The sequence below is a fragment of the Kluyvera sp. CHPC 1.251 genome (assembly GCF_036759945.1).
Taxonomy (GTDB): domain Bacteria; phylum Pseudomonadota; class Gammaproteobacteria; order Enterobacterales; family Enterobacteriaceae; genus Kluyvera; species Kluyvera sichuanensis.
The window spans coordinates 192,653-210,864 of sequence record NZ_JAPKIC010000001.1 but is presented as its reverse complement, the minus strand read 5'-3'; the positions used below and the strand labels follow the sequence as shown (position 1 = coordinate 210,864).

The window sequence follows — 18,212 nt, the reverse complement described above, 5'->3', positions numbered from 1 at the left end:
AAAGAGGGTATTCGCCCTCTTTTTCTTTTTTTTATCCCGCCGCGTTATTGTCATCATCCCGTCACAACATTCATTTTGATAATGAATGAGTTGCCCATTTTTCATTCACCATTGACGCAATTTTGGCCATTCACAATTTTTAACTTTGTGTATCACGATTTCTTATAAAAAATCGGGCAAAAGCGCTCGCAATGCCGCTTTCGTTAAGGTAATCTCATTCGCGTTTGTCGTTTCAAAGAGCAATTATTTGGTTCGTAAATAAAACTTTGTGCGCTAAGCCACAAAAATGAATTCAAAGAATTGTCTCATTGATTGCGTGTATTTAGTCTCAGACGCGTTTGGCATTTTTTATAACGACTCCATCGTTAAGGACTTCAAGGGAAAACAACGAAAATGGTCAAATCTCAGCCGATTTTGAGATATATCTTGCGAGCGATTCCAGCAGTAGCAGTTGCGGTTCTGCTTTCTGCCTGTAGTAACACCAGCAACACCGCTAAGAACATGCATTCTGAGACGCATGCAGTGGGCACCGAAGATGCCTCGTCACTGCAAGCCTCTCAGGATGAATTTGAAACCATGGTGCGTAACCTCGACGTGAAGTCCCGTCTGATGGATCAATACGCAGGATGGAAAGGTGTACGTTACCGTCTGGGCGGCGACACCAAGCGCGGTATCGACTGCTCAAGCTTTGTGCAGCGTACCTTCCGCGAACAGTTTGGTTTAGAGCTGCCTCGCTCCACCTGGGAGCAGCAGGAAACGGGCAAATCCGTTAAACGCAATCAGCTTCGAACCGGTGATTTAGTGTTGTTCCGCGCCGGATCTACCGGTCGCCATGTAGGCATCTACATCGGCAACAACCAGTTTGTTCATGCTTCCACCAGCAGTGGTGTGACGATTTCCAGCATGAACGAACCATACTGGAATAAACGTTACAACGAAGCACGTCGCGTCCTGAGTCGTTCGTAATGTCGTTTACCGCCAGTTTCCCTTGGCTGACGGTAAGCATAAAAAAAGCACTGCTTCGGCAGTGCTTTTTTTATGCTTCATCATTATTCTTTTCTTTAGAGTTCCGTAGCATAGAGAAGTTGCATGTTCACTCGCCACTCATCGATTAACCGTCGAATCGTCCTCACCAGTATTGTCGCTGGCCTGCTGATTGCGCTCGCTGCCGGGCTGGCACAGTATTCAATTTTCCATCACCGCCGCTCGGTCCAGTTTGATAACACAATTTCCAGCCTGCAAAACTACTTAAATAACTACTTCAGGCAGATCCTGGTGACGATGGATTCCCTGCAGCCGCTGACGATGGATCCGTGCCATGCCGTGTCGTCGGAACTCACCGAACGCGCCGCGTTCAGCATGAACGTGCGGGCATTCTTACTGGTGAAAGATCAGATAGCCTACTGTTCATCGGCCACCGGGGAGATGTCGCTGGGGCTTAAGGATCTGGTACCGGATCTCGATCTCAGCAAAACGCACGTTATGGGGATCGTCCCCGGCACACCGATGATGCCGACCACTCCTGCCTTTGTGCTGTGGGTAAAAAGCCCGCTGCTGGAGAACCGCGGCGTTTTCGCCTCAATCAACGCCAATCTGATGCCCTGGGTGCTCTACTCGTCAAAGCAGACCCCGTATAACGGCGTCGCACTGGTCGTTAATGGTAAAACAGCCATCTCCACCTTTAGCAGCAAACCCCTTGCGGTCGACGACATTACCGATACAGCCGTCCGCCACGTGAAGATCAACGACGTGCCGCTGGAGGTCTATCTCTACAGCAACGCACTCAACAGCGATAACTCGCTCTATTCCATCCTGCTTGGACTCACCTGCGGCCTGATTGGTGGCCTGCTATGCCTCTATATTCTGGCCATTCGATCGCGTCCGGGAAAGGAGATCCTCTCCGCCATCAAACATGGTCAGTTTTATGTCGCGTATCAACCCGTGGTGGATGCAAAGCATCGCCAGATCACCGGCGCGGAGGCGCTAATACGCTGGTCACACCCAACCGTCGGCAATATCCCGCCAGACGCGTTTATCAGCTACGCCGAAGCCCAGGATTTAATTGTTCCCCTTACCCGCCATCTTTTTGAGCTGATCGCCCGCGACGCGCCCGTGCTAAAAGACCTGCTGCCGCCGGGTGCCAAGCTCGGCATCAATATTGCGCCCGGTCATCTGCATGCCGAGAGCTTTCAGCAGGATATCCGTAACCTGGCGGCCAGCCTGCCGCAAAACTACTTCCAGTTGGTGCTGGAGATGACCGAGCGCGACATGCTACACCAGGAGAAGGCCATGAGCCTGTTTACCTGGCTGCGCGGTGAAGGCATTGAAGTGGCTATTGATGATTTCGGCACCGGGCACAGCGCGCTTATCTACCTTGAACGTTTCACCCTCGATTACCTGAAAATCGACCGGGGTTTTGTCAACGCTATAGGTCGGGAGACCATCACATCGCCAGTGCTGGATGCCGTGCTAACCCTGGCCCATCGCCTGAATCTGGTGACGGTCGCCGAAGGGGTGGAAACCGAGGAGCAGGCAAGCTGGCTTCGCGATCACGGCGTCGACTATCTTCAGGGCTATCTGATAAGCCGCCCTCTCACGCTGCAGCAGCTGATTGTGGAATATCGTAAGCCAGCAAAGTATTTCACAAGTTAAGCAAGGTCATTTAAGATTCAGGGATAAAAGACGTTTTCAATCAATACTTTTCAATGCGGGGTAGCCCTATCGTGATCGTAGCGCGTGTCTGTTTGACCCTGCTGATGCTGTTCAGCCTGTCCCTGCAGGCGCAGACCATTAAAGAGAGCTACGCATTTGCGGTGATCGGCGAACCTAAATACGCCGTCGACTTCAACCACTTTGATTACGTCAATCCTGCCGCTCCAAAAGGCGGGAACGTCACATTGGCCGCACTCGGCACCTTTGATAACTTCAACCGTTTTGCGCTGCGCGGAAACGCCGCGGTGCGCACCGACTCGCTGTACGACGCGCTGTTCACCACCTCCGACGACGAACCGGGCAGCTACTATCCGCTGGTCGCCGACCGGGCGCGCTACGCCGATGACTATTCCTGGGTCGAGTTAACCATCAACCCGCGCGCCCGCTTCCACGACGGTAGCCCAATTACTGCTCGCGACGTCGCCTTTACCTTTAACAAGTTTATGACCGAAGGCGTGCCGCAGTTTCGCCTGGTCTACAAAGGCACCACGGTCAAGGCTATCGCCCCGCTGACGGTACGCATTGAGCTGGCGAAGCCGGGTAAGGAAGATATGCTGAGCTTGTTTACCCTGCCGATTCTGCCGGAAAAATTCTGGAAAGATCATAACCTCAGTGAACCGCTCAGCACGCCGCCGCTGGCAAGCGGCCCTTACCGCATCAGCGCCTGGAAGATGGGGCAATATATCGTCTATCAGCGCGAGAAAGATTACTGGGGCGCCGACCTGCCGGTAAACCGTGGACGCTGGAACTTCGACACCATCCGCTATGACTACTACCTCGATGACAACGTCGCGTTTGAGGCTTTCAAGGCCGGGGCCTATGACGTGCGCACCGAGAGCAGCGCTAAAAACTGGGCGACGCGCTATATCGGCAAAAACTTCGCCAGCGGTTACATCGTTAAGGATGAACAGAAAAACAACGCCGCGCAGGACACCCGCTGGCTGGCCTTTAACATCCAGCGCCCGGTATTCAACGACCGCCGTGTGCGTCAGGCGGTCAGCATGGCGTTTGATTTCGAGTGGATGAACAAAGCGCTGTTTTACAACGCCTACAGCCGTGCCGACAGCTATTTCCAGAATACCGAATACGCCGCGCGTGGCTACCCGGATGCCGACGAGCTAACGCTACTGGCTCCGCTCAAAAGCGAACTGCCGCCGGAAGTGTTCACCTCTATCTACCAGCCCGCCACGTCAGACGGGCACGGCTTTGACCGCGACAATTTGTTGAAGGCGGGAAATCTGCTGACCGACGCCGGCTGGGTGCTGAAAGGCCAGCAGCGCGTCAATGCAAAAACCGGCCAGCCGCTGCGCTTTGAACTGCTGCTACCCTCCGGCGGTAACGATCAGTGGGTGATGCCCTTCCAGCGTAATCTGCAGCGTCTGGGCGTGACGATGGATATCCGCCAGGTCGATATCTCACAAATCACCAACCGGATGCGTAAGCGCGACTACGACATGATGCCGCGCCTGTGGCGGGCGATGCCGTGGCCAAGTTCAGATCTGCAAATCTCCTGGTCGTCGGAATACATCAACTCGTCCTACAACTCACCTGGGGTGGCAAGCCCGGCTATCGACAGCCTGATCAACCAAATCATCCGCTGGCAGGGCAATAAGCAGAAGCTGCTGCCGCTCGGGCGCGCCCTCGACCGGGTCCTGACCTGGAACTATTACATGCTGCCGATGTGGTATATGTCCGGCAGTCGAACCGCCTACTGGAATAAGTTTTCTTATCCCAGCATCCACCCGCTCTATGCCTCCGGCACGGATGCGCCGGGCTTCGACACCTGGTGGTACGACGTGAATAAAGCGGCGACGTTACCCGCTTCCCGACGTTAAGGAGAGAACATGGGTGCCTATCTGATTCGCCGACTGCTACTGATCATCCCGACCCTGTGGGCAATCATCACGCTCAACTTTTTTATCGTACAGATAGCGCCCGGCGGCCCGGTTGACCAGGCGATTGCGGCGGTAGAGTTCGGCCATCAGGGTGGGCTACCCGGCGGTGGTGGTGGGCTGGAGCGTAGCCAGGCGCGGGCGGGCGTCGGCAATATCGCGGAAAGTCAGTACCGCGGCGGACGCGGCCTTGACCCAGAGGTTATCGCCGAGATAACTCATCGCTACGGTTTCGACAAACCGCTGCACGAGCGCTATTTCAAGATGCTCGGCGACTATCTGCGCTTTGATTTCGGCAACAGCCTGTTCCGCAACGCCTCGGTCATGCAACTGATGAAAGAGAGCCTGCCGGTCTCCATCTCGCTCGGGCTCTGGAGCACGCTGATTATCTATCTGGTATCCATTCCGCTGGGTATCCGTAAGGCGGTGTACAACGGCAGCCGCTTTGATATCTGGAGCAGCACCGGCATTATTATCGGCTACGCTATTCCGGCGTTTCTCTTCGCCATCGTACTGATCGTTTTCTTCGCTGGCGGCAGCTATTACGACATCTTCCCGCTACGCGGACTGGTCTCAGCGAACTTTGACACTCTGCCGTGGTATCAGAAAATTACCGACTACCTCTGGCATATCACCCTGCCGGTGCTGGCGACGGTAATTGGCGGCTTTGCGGCGCTCACCATGCTGACGAAAAACTCGTTTCTCGATGAGATCCGCAAACAGTACGTGGTCACCGCGCGGGCAAAAGGGGTCGGTGAAAAGCAGATCCTCTGGAAGCATATCTTCCGCAACGCCATGCTGCTGGTCATCGCCGGCTTCCCCGCCACTTTTATCAGCATGTTCTTCACCGGATCGCTGCTGATCGAGGTGATGTTCTCCCTGAACGGGCTGGGGCTGCTGGGCTACGAGGCGACCGTCTCTCGCGATTATCCGGTGATGTTCGGCACGCTCTATATTTTCACCCTGATAGGGTTGCTGATGAACATCGTCAGCGACATCAGCTACACGCTGGTGGACCCGCGCATTGATTTTGAGGGCCGGTAATCATGACCCTGAACGCCGTTAACCAGGCCCGCTGGGCGCGCTTTTGCCACAACCGACGCGGCTACTGGTCGCTGTGGATCTTCCTGGTTATCTTTGTCTGTAGTCTGGGCGCAGAGCTTATCGCCAACGACCGTCCGCTGCTGGTCAGCTACCAGGGCAGTCTGTACGTGCCAGTGGTGAAAAACTACAGCGAAAAAACCTTCGGCGGAGAATTCGCCACCGCCGCCGATTACCAGGATCCATGGCTACAGCAGCGGCTGGAGGAAAACGGCTGGGTGCTGTGGACGCCGATTCGCTTCGGCGCCAGTAGCATCAACTTCAGCACCGACATCCCCTTCCCCGCCCCGCCGTCGCGGCAAAACTGGCTGGGCACGGATGCTAACGGTCGTGACGTGCTGGCGCGTATTCTCTACGGTACGCGCATCTCACTGCTATTTGGCTTGATTCTGACGGTCTGCTCCAGCGTGATGGGGGTGATTGTCGGCGCCGTGCAGGGCTACTATGGCGGGCGTATTGACCTATGGGGGCAGCGCTTTATCGAAGTGTGGTCGGGTATGCCGACGCTGTTTTTGATTATCCTGCTCTCAAGCGTCGTGCAGCCAAACTTCTGGTGGCTGCTGGCGATCACCGTGCTGTTCGGCTGGATGTCGCTGGTCGGTGTGGTGCGCGCCGAATTCCTGCGGACCCGCAACTATGATTATATTCGCGCCGCGCAGGCGCTGGGCGTCGGGGATCGCAGCATTATCCTGCGCCATATGCTGCCCAATGCGATGGTCGCCACCCTGACCTTTATTCCGTTTATTCTGTGCAGCTCCATCACTACGCTGACCTCGCTCGACTTTCTTGGCTTTGGCCTGCCGCTCGGTTCACCCTCGCTCGGCGAACTGCTGCTCCAGGGCAAAAATAACCTGCAGGCCCCCTGGCTTGGGATCGCCGCGTTTCTCTGCGTTGCCGTACTACTCTCGCTGCTGATCTTCATCGGCGAGGCGGTGCGCGACGCCTTCGATCCTTCTAAGGCGGTATAAGATGCAGCAACCACTTCTGGAGATCGATAACCTCTCCATCGCCTTCCGCCAGCAGGGCGTAACCACCACGGTGGTTGAACAGCTCTCACTGACGCTCGCCGCCGGAGAAACGCTGGCGCTAGTCGGGGAATCTGGCTCGGGTAAAAGCGTCTCGGCGCTGTCGATTCTGCGCCTGCTGCCCGAGCCACCGGTCAGCTACCCAACGGGCGATATCCGCTTTGCCGGGGAGTCATTACTGTACGCCAGCCCGCAGACGCTGCGTGGGGTGCGCGGCAACCGCATTGCGATGATCTTTCAGGAACCGATGGTGTCGCTGAATCCGCTGCACAATCTGGAAAAGCAGCTTTATGAAGTGCTGTCACTGCACCGGGGCATGCGCAAAGAGGCGGCGCGCGGCGAGATCCTCGACTGCCTTGACCGGGTCGGCATTCGCAATGCCGCAAAACGGTTGACCGATTTTCCCCACCAGCTCTCCGGCGGTGAGCGCCAGCGCGTGATGATCGCCATGGCCCTGCTGACGCGCCCGGAATTATTGATTGCCGATGAGCCAACGACCGCGCTGGACGTTTCGGTGCAGGCGCAAATTCTTCAGTTGCTCAGAGAGTTGCGCAGCGAGCTGAATATGGGGCTGCTGTTCATCACCCACAACCTGAGCATCGTACGCAAGCTGGCTGACCGGGTGGCGGTGATGCAGCATGGCCGCTGCGTTGAGCAGAACAGCGCTAGCGCGCTTTTCGCCGCGCCACAGCATCCCTACACCCGCAAGCTTCTGGACAGCGAACCGGCGGGCGATCCAGTGCCTTTACCGCCGGAGGCCGCTCCGCTGCTGGAGGTGAACAAGCTCAGCGTGGCCTTCCCGATTCGTAAAGGCCTCCTGCGCCGGGTGGTCAGCCACAACACGGTGGTCAACAACCTGAGCTTTACGCTGCGCAAAGGGGAAACGCTGGGGCTGGTCGGAGAGTCCGGTTCCGGTAAAAGCACCACCGGGTTGGCACTGCTGCGTTTAATCGCCTCGCAGGGCGATATTCGTTTTGCCGGGGAGGCAATTCAGGGGCGTAACCGTCAGCAGATGCTGCCGCTGCGTCGTCGCATTCAGGTCGTGTTTCAGGACCCTAACTCGTCGCTCAATCCACGGCTAACCGCGCTACAGATTATTGAAGAAGGTCTGCGGGTTCATCACCCCGCCCTCACCGCCGCAGAACGCGAGCAGCGGGTGATGGCAGCCATGCAGGAGGTGGGACTGGAGCCGGAGACCCGGCAGCGCTATCCGTCTGAGTTTTCCGGTGGCCAGCGGCAGCGCATTGCCATCGCACGGGCGCTCATCCTGCAGCCGGAACTTATCGTGCTGGACGAACCAACGTCCTCGCTCGATCGCACCGTTCAGGCGCAAATTCTGGCGCTGCTTAAAGCGTTACAGGAAAAGCATCAGCTGACCTACATCTTCATCAGCCACGATCTGCACGTCGTTCGTTCGCTGTGCCATCAGGTGATGGTGCTGCGTCAGGGAGAAGTCGTCGAACAGGGAGAGTGTCGGCGCGTATTTTCAGCACCGCAAAAGGAATATACGCGTCAGCTCATTGCGCTGAGCTGACGGTTAAAACGGGTTGTTGCCGGAGAACGGTTCGGCAATGGCTACGCCGAAATTTTTCAGGCGGCAGGTTGCCGCAAACTCATCCTGACGTTTCACGAACAGGCACGGCTCCCCTTCGCACTCGAGCACCGAGCAGTCGACGGAGATATCGGTTAACGCCTGGCTAAGAGAGTGCATCACCGGCCAGGCGTTATCGCCATCCGGGCTCAGCAGTTTGAGGGCCACCAGCGCATTTTCGCCGGATGCGCCATTTTGCGGAATCGGTTCAACTTTCGAACCTGCAAAACCCGCAGACCAACGATAGTCCTGCGGCAGTCGATGTACGATTGATAGCTGTAATGTCATTACGTTCTTTTCCCCGGAAGCGATAGTGCTTCACAATTATTTCACATCCATATTAACACATTGTTGACAAATCGTCCTGCATCCAGAAAAAAAACGCCAGCATTCAACATTCTTCTTACGACATAGTTCGGTGTACTGATGCGTTTTCGCGCTATATGTACCCGTATCTGTGATCTAACGCAACCTTTTTATCTACAACAATGTGACTTTTTACATTAATGGATTTTACATAAAAGAAACATTACACCCTATCAGGAATGCGATTTCTGTTGATATGTATCAACAAAGGGGCGTATTTCGCCCCTCTAAAGGCTTATTAGTGCGCGGTTTTGCGGGGTCTACTGGCGTAGAGATAGAAGAGAATCGAGCAGGTCGCGCACAGGGCGATGGAAATCAGCATTGGCCAGGCGGTGGTGAAGGTAGCAAACGACAACAGCGCGCCAATGATGGCCCCAATACCAAAGCGGAACGTCCCCGCCAGCGATGAGGCCGTGCCGGCCATATGCGGGAACTCATCGAGGATCACCGCCATCGCGTTCGAGGAGACCATCGACACGCAGCCGACGAACACCGCAATGCCCAGCACCAACGACCAGAAGCCGACGCCTAGCAGGGCGCAAACCACCATCCAGATTGCCATAACGAACTGTATCGTCAGCCCGGCGCGGAACATCCACAGCGCCCCAACCCGGCGAACAAAACGGCTGTTAATGGTGGTCATGACAAAGAGGAACACAATGTTCAGCGCAAAGTAGTAGCCGAAGTGCTGTGGCGACACATGGTTAAGCTCGATGTAGACAAACGGCCCGGCGCTTAAGAACGAGAACATCGCCGCAAAGCTGAAGCCGCTCGCCAGCATGTAGGACAGTACGCGCTTATGGCGGAACAGCGACGCAAAGTTGCCAAGCGTGGTGCTCAGGCGGAACGGCTGGCGTTTCTCCACCGGCAGCGTTTCGTCAATAAAGAACCAGATTGCCGCCGAGGCCAGCAATGCGGCAGCCGCCAGGATCCAGAAGATGGCGTGCCAGCTAAACCAGACCAGTACCGCCCCCCCCACCATCGGCGCCACCAGCGGAGCGATGGTCGTCACCAGCATCACAAACGACATCATGCGCGAGAACTCTTCCTTCGGGTAGATATCGCGCATCAGGGCGTTGATCACGACGCTTGCCGCCGCAGCCGCCAGGCCGTGGAAAAAGCGGGTGACGATCAGGTAGTCGATGGTCGGCGCTAGCGCACAGGCCACCGCCGCCGCGGCAAAAATAAGCGTACCGCCCAGAATGACCGGTTTACGCCCGAGGCTGTCCGCCATCGGCCCGTACAGCAGCTGACCCAGCGCAAAGCCCAGAATATAGGTACTCAGGGTCATCTGTGCGCTGCCTGCCGGCACGCCAAACTGTTGCGAAATGACCGGCAGCGCCGGAAGGTACATGTCGATCGATAACGGCATTAACATGGCCAGGAGGCCAAGAATAAATACAATTTTTAACGACGAGCGCGGCCTGGACGTCACAATTTACCTCGGTAGTTGGTTAGCGCTACGGTGCGCCAACGCTGGCAATTTCTGCTTCTGTTAACGGACGGTATTCACCCGGTTCTAAGTCTGAGTCGAGCGCAATCTCACCGATGCGTTCGCGATGCAGGCCGACAACGTGGTTACCCACGGCGGCAAACATGCGTTTCACCTGGTGATAACGACCTTCACTGATGGTCAGACGCACTTCGGTCGGCGTAATCACTTCCAGCACCGCAGGCTTGGTGAGATCTTTCTCATTATGTAGCTGAACGCCTTTAGCGAACTGCGCGGCGGTGTCATCGCTGACCGGATTTTCCAGCGTCACCAGATAGGTTTTTTCACAGTGATGACGCGGCGAGGTGATGCGATGTGACCACTGACCGTCATCGGTCATCAGTACCAGACCGGTGGTATCAATGTCTAAACGACCCGCGGCATGCAGCTTGTGTGCCACCGGGACATCGAGGAAATAGAGCACCGTTGGGTGATCCGGGTCTTCCGTGGAGCACACGTAGCCCTGCGGCTTATTCAACATGAAATAGCGCGGGCCATTCTGCTGGGTCAGCGGGTTGCCTTCATAGGCTACGTCGTGTTCGGGCAGCAGTTTAAACGCGGTATCGCGCACCACTTCGTCATCAACGGTCACGTGGTGGCCGCGGATCAAACGCCCGGCAATAGCACGGCTGACGCCGAGTTGCTGAGCGATAAACTTATCAAGTCGCATGAAGTATTTTTAGCCTGTAATAGTGCCGGGTGCCGGACGAAAGGTCCGAAAAATGGGGTAATCGACTCGATGCCTGCCGCGTAGCGGGATAAAATGCACCGGCAACGGGAGAGACAACGAGTATAACAATCCGTAAGTATAACGGGCTTGTTATCCCACTCAAGTGAAAAGATTCATGGCATACTATTTGGCTGTTAAGGACAATCATCACGCCAATGACTTTTACACTTCGCCCCTATCAACAGGAAGCGGTTGACGCCACCCTGGCCTACTTCCGCCGCCACACTCAACCTGCGGTTATCGTATTGCCCACGGGCGCCGGGAAAAGCCTGGTGATCGCCGAGCTGGCGCGGCTGGCGCGCGGCCGCGTGCTGGTGCTGGCGCACGTCAAAGAGTTGGTGGCGCAGAACCACGCGAAATACTGCGCGCTAGGGCTGGAGGCCGATATTTATGCTGCCGGGCTAAAACGTAAAGAGAGCCACGGCAAGGTGGTATTCGGCAGCGTGCAGTCGGTGGCGCGTAATCTCGACCACTTCCAGGGTGAGTTTTCTCTGTTAATTGTCGATGAGTGTCACCGCATCAGCGACGATGATGATAGCCAATACCAGCAAATTCTCAGCCATCTGGGGAAAGTGAATCCTCACATCCGCCTGCTGGGACTCACGGCCACGCCGTTTCGCCTGGGCAAAGGCTGGATTTATCAGTTCCACTACCACGGTATGGTGCGCGGCGATGAAAAAGCGCTATTCCGCGACTGTATCTACGAACTGCCGCTGCGCTACATGATCAAGCACGGCTATCTGACGCCGCCGGAGCGGCTGGATATGCCCGTAGTCCAGTACGATTTCAGCCGCCTACAGGCCAATAGCAACGGACTGTTCAGCGAGTCTGACCTCAACCGCGAGCTGAAACAGCAGCAGCGCATTACGCCGCACATTATCAGCCAGATTGAGGAGTTTGCGCAGACGCGCAAAGGGGTGATGATTTTTGCCGCCACCGTCGAGCACGCTCGCGAGATTACCGGGCTGCTGCCCGCCAATGACGCGGCGCTGATCACCGGCGAAACCCCCGGCCCGCAGCGCGACGAGCTGATTGAAGCCTTTAAAAATCAGCAGTTCCGCTATCTGGTGAACGTCGCCGTGCTGACCACCGGTTTTGACGCCCCGCACGTTGACCTGATTGCGATTCTGCGTCCTACCGAATCCATCAGCCTGTATCAGCAAATTGTGGGTCGCGGCCTGCGCCTGGCGCCGGGGAAAACGGACTGTCTGATCCTCGATTACGCCGGTAACCCACACGACCTCTACACGCCGGAAGTCGGCTCACCTAAGGGCAAGAGCGATAACGTGCCGGTGCAGGTTTTCTGTCCCGGCTGCGGCTTTGCCAACACCTTCTGGGGAAAAACCACCGCCGACGGCACCATTATTGAGCACTTTGGCCGCCGCTGTCAGGGCTGGCTCGAGGATGATGAAGGCCATCGCGAGCAGTGCGACTACCGCTTCCGCTTTAAAAACTGCCCGCAGTGCAACGCCGAAAACGACATTGCCGCCCGCCGCTGTCGGGAATGCGACACGGTGCTGGTTGACCCGGACGACATGTTAAAAGCGGCGCTGAAGCTCAAAGACGCGCTGGTGCTGCGCTGTAGCGGCATGGTGTTACAGGACGGCATGGATGAGAAAGGCGGCTGGCTTAAAATCACCTATTACGACGAGGACGGTGCGGACGTCAGTGAGCGCTTCCGTCTGCACACCCCCGCGCAGAAAACGGCGTTCGAGCAGCTGTTTATCCGCCCGCACACCCGTACGCCCGGCGTGCCGCTGCGCTGGATAACGCCTGGAGATATCATCGCCCAGCAGGCGCTGCTGCGGGCACCGGATTTTGTCGTCGCCCGTAAGAAAGGCGTCTACTGGCAGGTGCGCGAAAAAGTGTTCGACTACGAAGGCCGCTATCGCCGGGCTAACGAACTGCGTTAGCCGCGTGTCTGCTTCACCCACAGCAGGTTGTCGACCGGGAACCCGAGCCCACGGGCGATAGTCAGGTAGTTTTGCTGTACCTGCGGCGGCAGCGTTGGCGTGCGCGATAAAATCCACAGATAGTCGCGGTTCGGCCCGCTGACCAGCGCGTACTGGTAGTCATCATCCAGCGCGATGACGTTATAACCGCCGTAGAAGGGACCAAAGAACGATACCTTCAGTGCAGCAACGCTTGGATCGCCGATGAAATACGCCTTCCCCTCACTCTCTTTCCACTCGCCCTGCACGGGGTCAAACCCACGGTTAAGCACGCTAATGCCACCGTCCTTACGCTTACCGTAGTGAGCGGTTACCTGCTCCAGACCGCGCTCAAAGCGGTTATCCAGACGAGCAATTTCATACCATTTCCCCAGATAACGGCTAGCATCGAAATGGCGAATCGGCGTCACCCCTTTTGGTGGGGTGGGTGAACGGCAGGCCACCAGCGCAAGCGACAACGCCACTCCGGTGACAACGGGCCATAGCTTCATGCAGTTTCCTCTCTTTACGATCCTCAGTTAAGTGTAGAGGATAAAAAGCCACGCGGCCGGAAGCGGGAGAACCTATGCTTGAGCTATGGCCCACCACAAACAGGACAATAATATGAACGACAAACCGATACTCGGCATCAGCGGCTGCCTGACCGGTGCTGCCGTTCGCTTTGACGGCGGGCATAAGCGGATGGGGTTTATTATGGATGAGCTTGCCGAATGGGTAACTTTCAAGCCCGTCTGCCCGGAAATGGGCATCGGTCTGCCCACACCGCGCCCGGCGCTGCGGCTGGTGAAGACCGCAAATGGCGATACCCGCGTGCGCATGAGTCAGGACCTGGATTGCGACCTCACCGATAAAATGCACCAGTTTGCCGAGGGGGTGCTGCCAGGCGCGGCGCAATTCTCGGGTTTTATCGTCTGTGCAAAATCCCCCAGCTGCGGAATGGAGCGGGTACGTCTGTACGATGAACGCGGCAATCGGGGTGCAAAGGAAGGCGTTGGCCTGTTTACCGCGGCGCTGCAGGCGCGCTATCCGTGGCTGCCGGTGGAGGAGGACGGTCGACTGCACGACCCGGTTCTGCGGGAGAATTTCGTGGCGCGAATTTTTGCGCTGCACGAGCTGAATACGCTGCGGGAAAATGGGTTGACGCGTCAGGCTCTACTGGCGTTTCACAGCCGCTATAAGCTGCATCTGCTGGCCCACAACCAGCCCGGCTACCGCGAGATTGGTCCCTTTATCGCTCATCTACATGAGTGGCAGGATCTGGATGCCTTTTTTGTTGCCTATCGCGACAAGCTGATGGCGATTCTGCGCCACCCCGCCTCACGTAAAAATCACACCAACGTGCTGATGCATATTCAGGGTTATTTCCGCAAACAGCTCAACGACCGCCAGCGGGCAGAGCTTCGCGACGTTATCGTCAACTACCACGCCGGGCACCTGCCAATCCTCGCGCCGCTGACGCTGCTGAAGCACTACCTCGCCGAGCACCCGGATGATTACCTGCTGACGCAGCGCTATTTTTCGCCCTACCCGGACAGTTTACGGCTGCGCTTAACGGCCAACTGAAGGTGAGGTTTTCATTGCCCGTAAGGCAATAGGCGGCTATAATGCCGCCCGCTTTCACATCCGTGAAGCAGATCATTTGCCTGCTGCTGGGTCGCCTGTAGCAGGATTAATTAAGAGAGCTATCAATGTTTACTATTAACGCAGAAGTACGTAAAGAGCAGGGTAAGGGTGCGAGCCGCCGCCTGCGCGCAGCTAACAAGTTCCCAGCTATCATTTATGGTGGCGAAGCAGCTCCTGTTGCTATCGAACTGGATCACGACAAGCTGTGGAACCTGCAGAACAACGCTGAATTCTACAGCGAAGTTCTGACCATCGTTGTTGATGGTAAAGAAGAAAAAGTTAAGGCTCAGGCGGTGCAGCGTCACCCGTTCAAGCCAAAACTGGCTCACATCGACTTCGTTCGCGCTTAATCGCTGACAAGTCTACGTGACGAAAAACGGCTCCTTACGGAGCCGTTTTTTTTTACTGCTTCGCCGCCTCCCGCACGACCGTCTCCTTCCCTGTCGACGTTATCACCTCATTATTCACGCTGTCTGAAAGCGTAATACCGCTCACCTGCGCAAGGTTCCAGGCATGCTCCGTATTATCAAACATGACGTTGGTAAACTGGCTGTCATGCAGGAAGGTGATTTTGCTCGCCTGTACGTTACGAAACTTCACGTTGCTGAACGCCAGGTTCTGGTGATAGGCATCGCGCGGGTAAGTAATACCGTAGGCCGCCGCCATCTCCTGCACCGTCATGCCATCCACCAGAATGCTTTTCTTAGCCGCCGTGCCATCAACGGTGACGTTCTCAACGGTCACATTGCGGAACTGCGCAGGCTCGGCTGCTGGTGTGGTGTCATTCACGTCGGCGCTGTATTTGATGGTGAAGATAAACGGCTCTTTCGCCAGATCTTTCATCGCATTATTGCGGAACAGCACCTCGCGCGCGCCACCGCCGTAGTACGGGCGGCTTTTCATTCGCAGGCCGATATCCGTCAGATACATAACGTTATCTTCCGCTTTGATCTTCTCGATCCAGGCGCCGGTATGGCTGCCGGTCACTACCGCGCCGTGGCCTTTGCGGAAGTAGTTATTGAAGATCCATGCCCCGCTCTGCGGCTTCTGACCAAAGGTTTCAACACCCTTGCCGTAGCCCGCTGCGAAGTTCATCCCGTCGTCACCGGTATCAAAGAAGTTATTGAAGACCAGGCTATTTTGGCTATTACTCAATTCGATGCCGTCGGCGTTATTACCGTCGAAAGTCTTATGGCTGAGCGCATTCAGCGCGATATTTTCCGACTCCAGCACCATAATCCCGTGAAATGCCGGGTTGAGAATCGTCAACCCTTCAATGTAGAGATTGCTGACGCCGCGCAGCGTCATCAGGCTGGAGCGGCGGTTTTTGTAGGCGCTGTCGCGGTCCATCCCTTCAGATACCGCCAGCTCGGTCTGATGTTTTGCCAGAATCCCGTCTTCGCCCACCTTATTGGCGTTGCTGGCGCGATACTGCGGCAGCGCATTACCGGCTTCATCAACGATAGACTCCGGCCCACCGTGCTTCACGCCTCGCGTCCAGCCGTTACCATCGATGGTACCTTTGCCTACAATACGAATATTGCGGAAAGTGCCCGCGTGGGAGCTTCCTTTATCATCGGCTTCCAGCGCGTTAATCAACGACGGTGGGCGCTTCGGCAGCGGATTATCAGTATAGGGGTAAAGAAAGTAACCTTTGTTCATTGGGTACTGTGCCGGGTCATCCGACCCCAGCAGCGTCGCATCTTCGGCAATCTCCAGCGTCATATCGCTGTGTAAAAACAGCGCACCGGTTTTAAACACGCCGCCGCGCACGCTGACTTTGCACCCTTGCGGATACTGCGCCAGCGTACAACTATCGATGGCTTTTTGCAGCGCGGCAGTATCAAGCGTTGTTCCGTCGCCGACGGCACCTGTCGCTTTGGCATCCACCACGTGCGGCACCTTCGTGGTGCGAAGGGAAATCGGTGCGCTATCGGCGGACTCGTTGCCGTCTGAATAGACCGCGCGGACGGTAAACTGGTAATCGGTATCGGCTTTCAACCCTTCGACGGTGAAGCTGCGCAGATCGACCTTCTGCTGCCAGTGGTCGTTATCCAGCGTCTGGTAGAAGTTGTCGATGTAAGGTTTAGCGGGGGAGAACGCGTCCTGATTGTCGCGGGCGCTGCCCAGCAATTCACCGCCACGATAGACGTGATAGTCCACCACCTTATCCGCCTCCAGCAGCGGTTTTTCCCACACCAGCACCGCGCTGTCATCGTCAACGGAGAGCACCGGCGACTGGACGTTTTGCGGCGCCGCTGACGCCTTCGCCTGAGCGGCTTCGCTATCGTCACAGCCGCTTAATACGCCTGCGATCATTATGGTGGTGGCCAACGCCAGTCGGGAGTGCCTGAAGGTATTGTGCATCTTGTTGTTAGTCCTCTCAGTGATTCGCGGCACCCAGTTGCCGCGTCCTTGAGCCCTTCTGAATCAGAGTGGCTCTTCATTTACAAAATCAAAATGTTTTTGCATTTAAAATGAAACGTATTTTTATTTATTTCATTAAGTATTAAACGAGAGTCAGCTCAAGTTTTAACCTGGATGAAAAAACATCGATACAGAAAATGAGAGGAACATCACTCAAAACTGGCGGGAATACGGATAGACAAAGCCCGCTCGGGGATGAGCGGGCTTTAGAGGGAGGACTTAGCTTTTTCCGGAGGTCCGGCGCTGGAGCTGGTCACGCAGGTTTGGCGGCGTGCCTTTAATGGTCAGCGTGTCGGTGGCCGGATCCCAGTAAATTCGCTCACCAAGCAGCATGGCGTCGAAGTTAATGGTTAAGCCACCGCCGCTACCGGCAAATTTGGTCAGCTGGCGCAGGGTGCTACGATCCGCCGGGAAGCTCTCTTCCAGCTCGTAGCCCTTCTCCGCGGTAAATTCGCTGAAGCTCACTTCGCTCACGCCGGAGAGCTCTTTTGACAGCGACTCCAGCTCAATCTCTTCACCGGCCTGCAGCTGTTCGTTGCAGTAGGAGTAGACCTGCTGACGCACGTTCTGACGCTCGTTTTTGTCGAGCTGGGCTTCGGCGGCAAAATCGTCCAGCGCCTGCAGCAGGCCGCGGTTTTGCACTTTCGCGTTCAGGCCTTCGCTCGCGCCGAGGAAGTCCATAAAGAAATCCGCGACTTTGCGGCCAACTCGCCCTTTCAGGAAGGTCAGGTAGCGGGTCGATTCAGGGTTGGTTTCCCATTCGGTTAAGTCGATGCGCGCAACAATATCCGCATGGTTGATGTCGAGATAATGGGTCGCGCTGATATCCAGCTCTTCGTTAACGCGCATGCTGCTGAGATTATTCAGCACCGCTACCAGCAGATACTCCACCGCCAGATAGCGGTAGTGGCAGAACAGCACGATCCCGCCGTCGGCGAACGGATATTTCGCCAGCTCATCGCGCAGACGACCGGTGGCCGCGCGGCTGAAGGCGAGGAAGTCTTCTTCCCCCTGACGCTGCAGCTTTAACGCCTGCGCCAGTTCGCTCTCTTCGGTAAACAGGCCGTAGGCTTTATTCTTCGCGCTGTACACCCGATGCAGCTCGGCCATCATCTCTTCAACCGGCGCGGTCGGCTCCAGCAGCGTGTCGCGCAGCACCACGTCCAGGTTTTGCTCATCGCGTTTGATGAGCTGATGCAAAGCAATCTGGTCGATATCCAGACTCATGTTAAACTCTCCTTTAAGATCGGGTGTATTCAATCACCCCCGATGCGACAGTGCAACTCACACATTACCGCCCT

General features: G+C 56.3%; 15 protein-coding genes. 9 read left to right on the top strand and 6 right to left on the bottom strand.

Annotated elements, in window-relative coordinates:
- Positions 1-393: 393 nt before the first annotated feature.
- From mepS to yejF, 6 genes are all read left to right on the top strand, one after another.
- On the top strand, positions 394-966 hold the full coding sequence (mepS, locus tag V6940_RS00945) for a bifunctional murein DD-endopeptidase/murein LD-carboxypeptidase (protein ID WP_185666886.1): 573 nt from the start codon (positions 394-396) through the stop codon (positions 964-966).
- A gap of 123 nt (positions 967-1,089) precedes the next feature.
- Positions 1,090-2,652, top strand: a complete 1,563-nt coding sequence (locus V6940_RS00940; protein ID WP_333494490.1) for a cyclic di-GMP phosphodiesterase — start codon at positions 1,090-1,092, stop codon at positions 2,650-2,652.
- Between the two features lie 104 nt (positions 2,653-2,756).
- Positions 2,757-4,547 carry an extracellular solute-binding protein gene (locus V6940_RS00935; protein WP_442910777.1) on the top strand — a complete coding sequence of 597 codons (1,791 nt, stop codon included), beginning with the start codon at positions 2,757-2,759 and terminating at the stop codon, positions 4,545-4,547.
- Positions 4,548-4,556: 9 nt separating this feature from the next.
- Positions 4,557-5,648, top strand: coding sequence for a microcin C ABC transporter permease YejB (locus tag V6940_RS00930; RefSeq protein WP_185666884.1), 1,092 nt, complete (start codon positions 4,557-4,559; stop codon positions 5,646-5,648).
- A gap of 2 nt (positions 5,649-5,650) precedes the next feature.
- Complete coding sequence (locus tag V6940_RS00925; protein WP_442910767.1) at positions 5,651-6,673, top strand: microcin C ABC transporter permease; 1,023 nt, start codon at positions 5,651-5,653, stop codon at positions 6,671-6,673.
- A gap of 1 nt (position 6,674) precedes the next feature.
- The gene (gene yejF / locus V6940_RS00920; protein WP_333494489.1) at positions 6,675-8,264 is read left to right on the top strand and encodes a microcin C ABC transporter ATP-binding protein YejF; all 1,590 of its coding nucleotides are present in this window, start codon (positions 6,675-6,677) and stop codon (positions 8,262-8,264) included.
- A gap of 3 nt (positions 8,265-8,267) precedes the next feature.
- On the opposite strand, the gene V6940_RS00915 is transcribed toward yejF, so the two are convergent.
- The 3 genes from V6940_RS00915 to rsuA form a co-directional block, all read right to left on the bottom strand.
- Positions 8,268-8,609, bottom strand: a complete 342-nt coding sequence (locus V6940_RS00915) for a YejG family protein (protein WP_333494488.1) — start codon at positions 8,607-8,609, stop codon at positions 8,268-8,270.
- Between the two features lie 316 nt (positions 8,610-8,925).
- Complete coding sequence (locus V6940_RS00910; RefSeq protein ID WP_333494487.1) at positions 8,926-10,122, bottom strand: Bcr/CflA family multidrug efflux MFS transporter; 1,197 nt, start codon at positions 10,120-10,122, stop codon at positions 8,926-8,928.
- Between the two features lie 25 nt (positions 10,123-10,147).
- Positions 10,148-10,849, bottom strand: coding sequence for a 16S rRNA pseudouridine(516) synthase RsuA (gene rsuA / locus V6940_RS00905; protein WP_333494486.1), 702 nt, complete (start codon positions 10,847-10,849; stop codon positions 10,148-10,150).
- Between the two features lie 215 nt (positions 10,850-11,064).
- Between rsuA and V6940_RS00900 the strand changes: the two genes are divergently transcribed.
- Positions 11,065-12,822 carry a DEAD/DEAH box helicase gene (locus V6940_RS00900; protein WP_333494485.1) on the top strand — a complete coding sequence of 586 codons (1,758 nt, stop codon included), beginning with the start codon at positions 11,065-11,067 and terminating at the stop codon, positions 12,820-12,822.
- On the opposite strand, the gene blc is transcribed toward V6940_RS00900, so the two are convergent.
- Positions 12,819-13,352, bottom strand: a complete 534-nt coding sequence (gene blc / locus V6940_RS00895) for an outer membrane lipoprotein Blc (protein WP_333494484.1) — start codon at positions 13,350-13,352, stop codon at positions 12,819-12,821. The two genes, V6940_RS00900 and blc, sit on opposite strands and share 4 nt — an antisense overlap.
- A gap of 112 nt (positions 13,353-13,464) precedes the next feature.
- On the opposite strand from blc, the gene V6940_RS00890 reads away from it, so the two are divergent.
- Both V6940_RS00890 and rplY read left to right on the top strand, forming a co-directional pair.
- Complete coding sequence (locus V6940_RS00890; protein ID WP_333494483.1) at positions 13,465-14,424, top strand: YbgA family protein; 960 nt, start codon at positions 13,465-13,467, stop codon at positions 14,422-14,424.
- A gap of 125 nt (positions 14,425-14,549) precedes the next feature.
- On the top strand, positions 14,550-14,834 hold the full coding sequence (gene rplY, locus V6940_RS00885) for a 50S ribosomal protein L25 (RefSeq protein ID WP_052285124.1): 285 nt from the start codon (positions 14,550-14,552) through the stop codon (positions 14,832-14,834).
- 52 nt (positions 14,835-14,886) lie between these two features.
- Here rplY and V6940_RS00880 read toward each other — a convergent pair whose 3' ends face one another.
- A complete protein-coding gene (locus V6940_RS00880; RefSeq protein ID WP_333494482.1) occupies positions 14,887-16,851 on the bottom strand; it encodes a glycosyl hydrolase family 28 protein in 1,965 nt (654 codons plus the stop codon).
- 279 nt (positions 16,852-17,130) lie between these two features.
- A complete protein-coding gene (yejK, locus tag V6940_RS00875) occupies positions 17,131-18,138 on the bottom strand; it encodes a nucleoid-associated protein YejK (protein ID WP_035892652.1) in 1,008 nt (335 codons plus the stop codon).
- Positions 18,139-18,212: the final 74 nt, after the last annotated feature.

Excerpts from the sequence above, each read along its gene's own strand:
- mepS (WP_185666886.1), top strand. The coding sequence starts at position 394 with ATGGTCAAATCTCAGCCGATTTTGAGATATATCTTGCGAGCGATTCCA.
- V6940_RS00940 (WP_333494490.1), top strand. The coding sequence starts at position 1,090 with ATGTTCACTCGCCACTCATCGATTAACCGTCGAATCGTCCTCACCAGT.
- V6940_RS00935 (WP_442910777.1), top strand. The coding sequence starts at position 2,757 with ATGCTGTTCAGCCTGTCCCTGCAGGCGCAGACCATTAAAGAGAGCTAC.
- V6940_RS00930 (WP_185666884.1), top strand. The coding sequence starts at position 4,557 with ATGGGTGCCTATCTGATTCGCCGACTGCTACTGATCATCCCGACCCTG.
- V6940_RS00925 (WP_442910767.1), top strand. The coding sequence starts at position 5,651 with ATGACCCTGAACGCCGTTAACCAGGCCCGCTGGGCGCGCTTTTGCCAC.
- yejF (WP_333494489.1), top strand. The coding sequence starts at position 6,675 with ATGCAGCAACCACTTCTGGAGATCGATAACCTCTCCATCGCCTTCCGC.
- V6940_RS00915 (WP_333494488.1), bottom strand. The coding sequence starts at position 8,609 with ATGACATTACAGCTATCAATCGTACATCGACTGCCGCAGGACTATCGT.
- rsuA (WP_333494486.1), bottom strand. The coding sequence starts at position 10,849 with ATGCGACTTGATAAGTTTATCGCTCAGCAACTCGGCGTCAGCCGTGCT.
- V6940_RS00900 (WP_333494485.1), top strand. The coding sequence starts at position 11,065 with ATGACTTTTACACTTCGCCCCTATCAACAGGAAGCGGTTGACGCCACC.
- blc (WP_333494484.1), bottom strand. The coding sequence starts at position 13,352 with ATGAAGCTATGGCCCGTTGTCACCGGAGTGGCGTTGTCGCTTGCGCTG.
- V6940_RS00890 (WP_333494483.1), top strand. The coding sequence starts at position 13,465 with ATGAACGACAAACCGATACTCGGCATCAGCGGCTGCCTGACCGGTGCT.
- rplY (WP_052285124.1), top strand. The coding sequence starts at position 14,550 with ATGTTTACTATTAACGCAGAAGTACGTAAAGAGCAGGGTAAGGGTGCG.
- V6940_RS00880 (WP_333494482.1), bottom strand. The coding sequence starts at position 16,851 with ATGCACAATACCTTCAGGCACTCCCGACTGGCGTTGGCCACCACCATA.
- yejK (WP_035892652.1), bottom strand. The coding sequence starts at position 18,138 with ATGAGTCTGGATATCGACCAGATTGCTTTGCATCAGCTCATCAAACGC.